Origin of the sequence: Streptomyces sp. GbtcB7, from assembly GCF_019091445.1 — a bacterium.
In the GTDB taxonomy this organism is placed as follows: domain Bacteria; phylum Actinomycetota; class Actinomycetes; order Streptomycetales; family Streptomycetaceae; genus Streptomyces; species Streptomyces mirabilis.
In genome coordinates this window covers 1-228 of sequence record NZ_JAGXJM010000813.1, presented here as the reverse complement: position 1 = coordinate 228, position 228 = coordinate 1, and the positions used below count along the sequence as shown (strand labels likewise).

Annotated in this window: 1 protein-coding gene; it reads right to left on the bottom strand. The window is 76.8% G+C overall.

The features are described from left to right. A partial coding sequence (locus KVT44_RS57635) for a cell wall metabolism sensor histidine kinase WalK (RefSeq protein WP_217577285.1) occupies nucleotides 1-228 on the bottom strand: 228 nt, incomplete at both ends.

Below are 228 nucleotides of genomic sequence, written 5' to 3'. Positions count from 1 at the left end.
TTGCCGCGACGCGACCCTGGCCACCACGCGCTCCACGTGGCCACCGGGGCGGCAGGGCGGGGAGCGTGACGGTGACGGCGGTCCCAGAGCCGGTGTGCGAGGTGATGCGCACGGTGCCGTGGAGCGCGTGGACGACCGCCTGGCCGATGGCCAGGCCGTGTCCGGGGCCCCCGCGGGCCCGGGTGCGGCTAGCCTCGGCCCGCCAGAGCCGATCGATCACCCCGGAAA